This window comes from Desulfuromonadales bacterium, assembly GCA_035620395.1.
Classification (GTDB): domain Bacteria; phylum Desulfobacterota; class Desulfuromonadia; order Desulfuromonadales; family DASPGW01; genus DASPGW01.
Window position 1 is genome coordinate 1 of the sequence record DASPGW010000114.1, and the last position, 7,266, is coordinate 7,266.

The following is a 7,266-nucleotide window of genomic DNA, read 5'->3' on the forward strand; positions in this document are numbered from 1 at the left end:
ATTCTCTTGAGCTCCTCGTCATACATGACGAAGGTAGACTGAGGGCCAAACATGTGCTCGCTCCTTGAAGGGTTTCCCGCGCCAGAGGTTTTTATAACATCGATGCCCTGAACTATCAAGGGGTTTTCCGGCTGACGCAGGACAGCGAACAGGGCCAAAAAGAACTCCCGGCAGGGCGCCTGCCGGGAGTTCTTTTTTCTTACGGAAACCTCTCTGGTTACTTCTTGCTGCCGCAGTCGGCCTGCATCTCGGCGAGCTTTTTATAGAGGTCGTAACGCGTGGCGGTAACCTTGTTGGCCTCCTCCATCAGCTTGGCCGCCACCTCGGGATTGGCCTTTTGCAGGACCCGGTAGCGGTTCTGCTTCTGGGCGTACTCCTCGAAGGTGATGGTCGGCTCCTTGGAATCGAGCTGCAGCGGGTTCTGCCCCTGCTCGGCCAGCCGAGGATCGTAGCGGAACAGTGGCCAGTGACCGGCGGCAACTGCCTGCTTGCAACCATCCACCGCCGAGGCCATGTCGATGCCGTGGGCGATGCAGTGGGTGTAGGCGATGATCAGCGAGGGGCCGTCATAGGCATCCGCCTCGAGCATCGCCTTGACTGCCTGGGCGGGGTTGGCCATCGACACCTTGGCGACGTAGATGTTGCCGTAGGTCATGGCGATCATGCCGAGGTCCTTCTTCGGCATGCGTTTGCCGCCGGCGGCGAACTGCGCCACGGCGCCGAGCGGGGTCGCCTTGGAGGCCTGGCCACCGGTGTTGGAGTAGACTTCGGTATCGAGCACCAGCACGTTGACGTTTTCGCCGGAAGCGAGTACGTGGTCGAGACCGCCGTAGCCGATGTCGTAGGCCCAGCCGTCGCCGCCGTGGATCCAGACCGATTTCTTGACCAGGTAATCGGCAACATTGATCAGCTGCTTGGCCTCGGGATCGGTGCAGCTCACCAGAGCCATCTTCAACTTGGCGACCCGCGCACGCTGGGCTTCGATCCCTTCCTGGGTGCTCTGGTCGGCAGCCAGGATTTCCTGCATCAGGGCTTTGTCGGCCTCACAGACCTTGCAGCCGCAGTCACTGATCCGCGCAAGCATCTCGCGGGCGTACTCGGCGCTTTTGTCGACTGCCAGGCGGAAGCCGAAGCCGAACTCGGCGTTGTCCTCGAACAGCGAGTTGCACCAGGCGGGACCCAGGCCGTCCTTGCGGGTGGTCCAGGGGGTGGTGGGGAGATTGCCGCCGTAGATCGAGGAACAGCCGGTGGCATTGGCCACCAGCATGCGGTCGCCGAAGAGCTGGGAGCAGAGCTTGATGAAAGGGGTTTCGCCGCACCCGGCGCAGGCGCCGGAGAACTCGAACATCGGTGGCAGCAGCTGGCTCCCCTTGAGGCTGGCACGGTTGATCAGGGCCGGATCGGTGTCGGGCAGTGCCAGGAAGAAGTCCCAGTTCTTGGCTTCCTGCTCACGCAGGGGGGGCTGGAACTGCATGTTGATCGCCTTGTGATTGGGATCTTCCTTGCTCTTGGCCGGGCAGTTGAAGACGCAGGCGCCGCAGCCTGTGCAGTCCTCCGGCGCCACCTGCAGGGTGAACTTCTTGCCGGCCATCTCCTTGCCCTTTGCCTCGCAGGACTTGAAGGCGGCGGGGGCGCCGGCCAGCTTGTTCGCCTCGTAGATCTTCATGCGGATGGTGGAATGGGGGCAGACAAAGGAGCAGATGCCGCACTGGATGCAGATTTCTTCGTCCCAGACCGGGATATTGACGGCGATGTTGCGCTTCTCGTACATGGCAGTGCCGGTCGGGAAGGTGCCGTCGGCCGGCATGGCCGAGACGGGAACGCTGTCGCCTACGCCGTCGATCAGGGGGCCGAGCGTATTGCGCACAAACTCCGGAGCCTCGCTGCCCAGGCCGAGCTTCATCCGCAGCGGGCTGTCGGCGACCGCAGGAACGGCAACCTCCTGGATGTTCTCCAGGGCAACGTCGACGGCTTTGCTGTTCATGGCCAGCACCTTCTCGCCGGCCTTGCCGTAGCTCTTGACGATGGCGTCCTTGATCTCGCGAATGGCCAGGTCGAGAGGAATGATGTTCGAGATCTTGAAGAAGGCGGTCTGCATGATGACGTTGATGCGGGGACCGAGGCCGATTTCGTTGCCCAGGCGCACGCCGTCGATGACGTAGAACTTGAGGTTCTTGTCGATGATGTTCTGCTGTACTTCTTTGGGCAGATTCCCCCAGATTTCGTCCTTGCCGAAGGGACTGTTGAGCAGGAAAGTGGCCCCCTGCTTGGCACTCTTGAGCATGTCGTACTTCTCGAGGAAGGAGAAGTTATGGCAGGCAACGAAGTCGGCACTGTCGATCAGGTAAGGAGAGCGTATATCCTCCTTGCCGAAGCGCAGGTGACTGGTGGTCATGCTGCCGGCCTTCTTGGAGTCGTAGACGAAGTAGGCCTGGACATTGTTGTCGGTCGTCTCGCCGATGATTTTGATCGAGTTCTTGTTGGCGCCGACGGTGCCGTCGGAGCCGAGGCCGTAGAACATGGCGGCATAGACGTTGCTCGGGATCTTGAAGCTCTCGTCGTAATTGAGGCTGCAGCCGGTGACGTCTTCCTTGATGCCGACAACGAAATGGTTTTTCGGCTTGTCGAGGGAGAGATTGTCCAGCACCGCCTTGGCCATGGCCGGGGTAAACTCCTTGGATCCCAGGCCGAAGCGGCCGCCGACGATAACCGGGTAACGCGGCAGGTCGAGAAGCTGCTGCTCCATCGCCTCGCCAATGGCGGTACGCACGTCGTGATAGAGGGGCTCACCGATGGAACCGGGCTCCTTGGTACGATCGAGGACGGCAATCTTCCTGACGGTCTTGGGCAGGGCCTTGGCGAACTGCTCGATGGGGAAGGGAAGGAAAAGGCGCACCTTGAGCAGGCCGACTTTCTCCCCCTTGGCGGCCAGATAGTTGACCGTCTCTTCGACGCAGTCGGCGCCGGAGCCCATGATGACGACGACGCGCTCGGCATCGGGGGCGCCGACGTAGTCGACCAGTTTGTACTGGCGACCGACGCGGGCCGCCAACTTGTCCATCGCCGCCTGGACGATGCCGGGAATTTTGGTGTAGTAGGGGTTTACCGTCTCGCGCCCCTGGAAATAGACGTCGGGGTTCTGGGCAGTGCCGCGCAACACCGGATGGTCGGGAGAAAGCGCACGGTCCCGGTGGGCGCGCACCAACTCGTCGTCGATCATATAGCGCATGTCATCTTTGGAAAGCTCCTCGACCTTCTGCACTTCATGGGAGGTGCGGAAACCGTCGAAGTAGTGCAGGAAGGGGACCCGCCCTTCGAGGGTGGCGGCCTGGGCGATCAGGGCAAAGTCCATGACCTCCTGGACGTTGTTGGAGCAGAGCATGGCCCAGCCGGTCTGGCGGCAGGCCATGACATCGGAGTGGTCGCCGAAGATGTTCAGGGCAGCGGCCGAGATGGCCCGGGCACTGACGTGGAAGACCGTCGAAGTCAGCTCGCCGGCGATCTTGAACATGTTGGGGATCATCAGCAGCAGGCCTTGGGAGGCCGTGAAGGTGGTGGTCAGGGCACCGGCCTGCAGCGCCCCGTGCACGGCGCCGGCAGCGCCGCCTTCGGACTGCATCTCAACGACCTTGGGAATCGTCCCCCAGATGTTTTTCTCACCGACGGCACTCTTGGCGTCGGAAATCTCCCCCATGACCGACGAGGGGGTGATGGGATAGATGGCGATCACCTCGTTGGTCGCATGCGCCACATGCGCTGCCGCGGTATTGCCGTCAATGTTGACCATCTTTCTTGCCATGAACTCCTCCTTTTGCTTGGTATTCGCTGCGGATGCCTTATCGACTGCCTGCGGTGCGGCAAAGGCTGCCTATGTTAGTGCTGCACAGAGTATGCAGTATACGCAAGGGCGGCGGAAAAACAATCTGCTCACTGGCCCCTCTCACTGGATTTCCCGGCGGCCTTCCACGGCTCGGTTGACGGTCGCCTCGTCGACATACTCCAGGTCGCTTCCCATGGGGATGCCATGCGCCAGACGCGTAACGCGGATGCCGAGGGGCCGGATCAGCCTGGCCAGGTAGAGGGCCGTGGCTTCCCCTTCGACGGTGAAATTGGTGGCGACCACCGCTTCCTGCACCTGCCCTGATTCAAGGCGGGAGACCAGTTCGCGAATCCGCAGTTCATCGGGGCCGATGCCGTCGAGAGGAGAAAGCGCCCCGTGCAGCACATGGTAGCGGCCGCGAAAGGAGCGGCTGCGCTCGATGGCGATTAAATCCTGTGGCTCTTCGACGATGCAAAGCAACCGGTCATCGCGACCCGGGTCGACACAGAGGGAGCAGGGATCGCTTTCCGTAATATGGAAGCAATTCGAGCAGAAACGAACCTTTGCCTTCAGCTCCCGGATGGCTGCTGCCAAGGCTTCGGCCTCGACGGGCGGCTGGCGCAGAATAAAAAAAGCCAGCCGGGTCGCCGTTTTCTGTCCGATCCCCGGGAATTTGGCCAACTCGGCGACCAGCCGGGCGAAAGATGGGATGGAATCTAGCATGAGCTGGGATAAAAATCCAATTCTTTAAAATGGCGTTTTATTTTTTTACCGTGGCTCAAGTTTTTATACACTGACCTTAAAAAATCCTTCACATTGGTCTGACCACCAAAATGCTATACCATGATTTCACCATATGAAGCAAGGTTTTAGTGTATACACATTCCTGCGGCCCCAAACCCGACCAACGCCAGATTCCAGCACGACCCCTCTACATGAGGCCGGGGAGGTTGAAGCCGCCGGTGATTTTGCCCATTTCGGCCTGCATCATCTCCTGGCTCTTCTTGACCGCCTCGTTGACCGCGGCGATGACCAGGTCCTGAAGCATCTCCACATCTTCCGGATCGACCACGCTCTTCTCGATCTTCAGCGACAGCAGTTGCTGCTTGCCGTTGACCACTGCCGTCACCATTCCGCCGCCCGCCGAGGCCTCGACCTGGCGGCCTTCCAGTTCCTCCTGCATACGCGCCATTTTCTGCTGCATGAGCTGCGCCTGCTTCATGATGTTTCCCAAACCTTTGGACATCTGCCTTACCTCCGTTGTCGTTGAACTGAACTGCTTTTACCTAATTACCGGCCTCGAGTCACTGCCTTTCAGACGAATCCCTTGTCGATTGGTTTGACTTCTTTCACCTCGCCAGTGAACACGGCCAGAGTCGCCTTCACCATGGGATGAGCCAGTGCGTCCTCCCGCAGGCGTTTCTTGCGGTCCGACTCCTGCGCCTGACGTTCCTCGAGCAGTGACGGAGTCACCTTCTGCGGACCGTCCAGAGGGGAGATGCGGATGGTCACCGGCTCGCCGAAGAAGCCAGCCGCCAACTCCTGCAGCGCCGCCAGGGCTTCCGGGTCGCGGACCTGCTCGAGCAGAAACGAGTGGGCCGGGAATCCGATATCCAGCAGGGGCAACTGCAGAGCGATGAGACTGCCGTGCTCCAGCAGAGAAGCGAGCAGGGGGCGACGGCCCTTGACGTGGTCGACCAGCCCCTGCCACCCCGTGCCGCCAGAGGCTGGGGACGCCGGGGCTTCAGCCTTTTTTGGCGGCGTCCCCTCTCTCGCCACGGGCGATTGAGGCCGGGAAGCGGCAGTTGGTGTCGGCAGTTCGGCGCCGCTGCCGGCCAGACGCCATTCGAGCTCTTCGAGCTTGCGCACCAGGGTGGCCACGTCCCGCGCCGGCGGCAGCTGCGCCAGGCGGATCAGGGCCATTTCCAGCGTCAACCGGGGGTAGGGCGAACCAACCAACTCGGCTTCAGCCCTGAGCAGCAGCGAAAGGGCCCGCTGCAGGTCCTCCAGGGCCGTTGCCGCGGCAAGGGCCTGCAACTCCCGCAGCTCATCGACGGTCGCCTCCAGAAGCTCGCCTGGCTCCGCAAGCACCTTGCAAAGAATCAGTGAGCGGCAGACCTCCACCAGCTCCTGACAGAACTGGCGGAAGGAGTGCCCGAGGTTGTCCACCCGGCGCACCGCTTCGAGGACCCGGCGACTGTCATGCTGCAGCCACCCCTCGGCAGTGTCAAGCAGAAGCCGGCGATCGACCATGCCGAGCAGCCCCTGAACATCCTCGTCGCTGACACGTTCGCCGCAGAAGGCAATGACCTGGTCCAGGGTGGAGAGGGCGTCGCGCATGCTCCCCTCGCCGCGCCGCGCCACCAGGCCGAGAGAACGGTCGGAGATGCTGATTCCTTCGACGTCGACGATCTGCCGCAGTCGGGCAAGCACCCGCGGCAGGGAGATCTTGCGAAAATCGAAGCGCTGGCAACGCGACAGGATGGTGATCGGAATCTTGTGCGGTTCGGTGGTGGCGAAGATGAACTTGGCATGCTCGGGCGGCTCTTCCAGCGTCTTCAGGAGGGCATTGAAGGCGTTGATGGAGAGCATGTGGACTTCGTCGATGATGAATATCTTGTAGCGGCAGCGGGAAGGAAGATAACGGATATTTTCGCGCAGTTCGCGCACGTCATCGACGCCGGTATTGGAGGCACCGTCGATTTCAAAAACATCTCCTCCCTGGCCGGCGGTGATTTCCAGACAGGAGGGGCATTGGTTGCAGGGGGTCGGGGTAGGACCGAGTTCGCAGTTGAGGGCCTTGGCCAGGATCCGGGCGGCTGAAGTCTTGCCCACCCCCCGGGCACCGGTAAAGAGAAAGGCGTGATGGACCCGCCCCGTCCGGATGGCATTCCCGAGGGTCTGGCTGACGTGTTCCTGGCCAACCAGGTCCTCGAAGCTCTGGGGGCGCCATTTGCGGGCCAAGACCATATAAGACATGGGGCGCAAGGGTCTCCGTAGAGTTAAAAAGGTATGGTGCGTCAGGGAAAACCGGAAAAGATTGCCGGCACAAGTGACAGCCAGGCACCCCCGCGGCACACGGCTGGGGCCACTGCCGCTGCTCCCTTCCGGGCCTGACGGGGTTCGCGGCCGTCCGTTGCGCGGGACCCGGCTGTCACTTCTGTCGGCAATAGGCGCCGGTCTTGTCGAGGGGAAAAATGAAGCTGGCGGAGAGGGAGGGATTCGAACCCTCGGTACCTTGCGGTACACACGATTTCCAATCGTGCACCTTCGGCCTCTCGGTCACCTCTCCGCAGGTTGTGCAGAATACAACAAGGGGGTAGAGCTGTAAAGGATTTTCTGGCCGGCAACGGCCGTCAAGGAGACGCTTTTTGCCGGATTTGTCGAAGCTTGTCAACAGGGCATGGGCAAACAGTTTGCACTATGGGCATAGCACCGGCGTTTGG

General features: G+C 61.3%; 4 protein-coding genes, 1 tRNA gene and 1 other RNA gene. All 6 read right to left on the minus strand.

The window, feature by feature from the left end; genetic code table 11:
- Positions 1 to 217: 217 nt before the first annotated feature.
- On the minus strand, positions 218 to 3,799 hold the full coding sequence (gene nifJ, locus VD811_06415) for a pyruvate:ferredoxin (flavodoxin) oxidoreductase (GenBank protein HXV20605.1): 3,582 nt from the start codon (positions 3,797 to 3,799) through the stop codon (positions 218 to 220).
- A 141-nt stretch (positions 3,800 to 3,940) separates the two neighbouring features.
- Positions 3,941 to 4,543 (minus strand): recombination mediator RecR, encoded by a 603-nt coding sequence (gene recR / locus VD811_06420; protein HXV20606.1) that lies wholly within the window; start codon positions 4,541 to 4,543, stop codon positions 3,941 to 3,943.
- 208 nt (positions 4,544 to 4,751) lie between these two features.
- Positions 4,752 to 5,066, minus strand: coding sequence for a YbaB/EbfC family nucleoid-associated protein (locus VD811_06425; protein HXV20607.1), 315 nt, complete (start codon positions 5,064 to 5,066; stop codon positions 4,752 to 4,754).
- Positions 5,067 to 5,134: 68 nt separating this feature from the next.
- The gene (gene dnaX, locus VD811_06430; GenBank protein HXV20608.1) at positions 5,135 to 6,799 is read right to left on the minus strand and encodes a DNA polymerase III subunit gamma/tau; all 1,665 of its coding nucleotides are present in this window, start codon (positions 6,797 to 6,799) and stop codon (positions 5,135 to 5,137) included.
- Positions 6,800 to 6,874: 75 nt separating this feature from the next.
- An RNA gene (ffs, locus tag VD811_06435) (signal recognition particle sRNA small type) lies at positions 6,875 to 6,973 on the minus strand.
- Positions 6,974 to 7,024: 51 nt separating this feature from the next.
- Positions 7,025 to 7,112 (minus strand) — tRNA-Ser (locus VD811_06440).
- Between the last annotated feature and the right edge of the window lie 154 nt (positions 7,113 to 7,266).